The organism is Paenibacillus sp. NRS-1782 (genome assembly GCF_050467685.1).
Lineage (GTDB): Bacteria > Bacillota > Bacilli > Paenibacillales > Paenibacillaceae > Paenibacillus > Paenibacillus terrae_A.
Window position 1 is genome coordinate 1 of sequence record NZ_JBITPH010000095.1, and the last position, 1,228, is coordinate 1,228.

Below are 1,228 nucleotides of genomic sequence, written 5' to 3' on the forward strand. Positions count from 1 at the left end.
GCCATTGTATCTAACACAAAAAACAACCTTTTTTCTTCAGGAGCCTGTGAAAAACTGTTGGCTTATACCACGCCTGTTGAATAACCAAAAAATAGTAGAAAAAAGACCGTCTTTTCTGTAGAATCGTTTGTACCAACAAGCGATTCAGAAAGAGGACGATCTCATGAAAAATTCTATCATGTTTACATCCATCCTTCAATCCATCCTGACTCCCGAAGAAGTGCAAACGGTTGCCGAGGATACAGGTTATGAAGACAAGGCTCGCAAATTCACGGTAACCCGTTTACTTCAATACTGGTGTGTTTCTGCTTTGGAGCAATGGGACAGTTACCGCTCTGGCGTAGATTTTGCTGCTTCTAGTGGTTTGCCTGTCGTTCATTATTCACGGTTTTCCACCAAAGCAGCCGAAGTCCCCTTTGCTATATTTAAGGAGCTTTTTCATCGGGTCATTCACAAATGTAGCCGAGAAACACGCCGAAAACTTACGTTTCCCAAAGAATTGCTCCTCATCGATTCAACCACCATGACGGTGGGAAAAACACGGCTACCCTGGGCTCCGTATCACGGAGAGCGTGCGGGCATTAAACTTCATGTCGCTTTACGAGCTGAAAATGGGCAACCTCTTCAAGTGATACAAACGCTGGGTTCAAGGCATGATGGCCCCGTGAGTGAAGCGTTGGCTCAACCGGACTACATTGTGGTGATGGACCGTGCTTATGGGAAACTGGAGCGTCTGGACGACTTCAAAACCCATGGGCAATCGTTTGTCATACGGCTTCGCGACAACGTCCATTTAGAAAAACCCCATGCGCTACGCCGCCTCCAGAAGCCGGATTCATCTGTCATTCGAGATATCACGTGCCAGTTGGGAACCCCTCAGTGTCGTTCCAGGCAACGTCATCGTGTGGTGATGTTTCGAGATTTTGAAGGTCGGGAAATTCGGGTGGTTACCGATTTAATGCAGGTGACCGCAGAACACATCGCGCAGATGTATAAAGCTCGGTGGCAGATTGAAGTCTTCTTCCGTTGGATCAAGCAACATTTGAATATTCCAACCCTGTTTGGTACGACCGAAAATGCGGTCTATGGGCAACTATTCTGCGCTCTGATCGTCTATGTCCTGCTCAAATGGCTATTTGATGCTGCCCAGACTCCATGGCCAAAACATGCCGTTCTTTCCTTTGCGCGTTTTTCCCGTCTATTTCTTCTTCAAAACCTACCTGTTGAA

General features: G+C 46.9%; 1 protein-coding gene. It reads left to right on the forward strand.

All coding sequences use genetic code 11. From position 1 onward, the window contains the following. Positions 1-163 precede the first annotated feature (163 nt). The coding region (locus ACIFQM_RS24590) for an IS4 family transposase (protein ID WP_430066357.1) at positions 164-1,228 on the forward strand (1,065 nt) is incomplete at its 3' end.